Raw genomic sequence first — 206 nt, forward strand, 5'->3', positions numbered from 1 at the left:
AATGGTGGGTCGTGCAGGATTCGAACCTGCGACCAATTGATTAAAAGTCAACTGCTCTACCAACTGAGCTAACGACCCAATGGTATCCCGTAGGGGAGTCGAACCCCTGTTACCGCCGTGAAAGGGCGGTGTCCTAGGCCTCTAGACGAACGGGACACTAAGTTGAACATCTTGGGGGATGTTCTATCTCTTAAACTTCATAAACC

Annotated in this window: 2 tRNA genes; both read right to left on the bottom strand. The window is 50.0% G+C overall.

Features of this window, described 5'->3' with window-relative positions:
- Window positions 1-2 precede the first annotated feature (2 nt).
- Window positions 3-78 (bottom strand) — tRNA-Lys (locus tag EX191_RS22810).
- Window positions 79-80: 2 nt separating this feature from the next.
- A tRNA-Glu gene (locus EX191_RS22815) sits at window positions 81-156 on the bottom strand.
- Window positions 157-206: the final 50 nt, after the last annotated feature.

Origin of the sequence: Vibrio chemaguriensis, assembly GCF_012275705.1 — a bacterium.
GTDB lineage: Bacteria > Pseudomonadota > Gammaproteobacteria > Enterobacterales > Vibrionaceae > Vibrio > Vibrio diabolicus.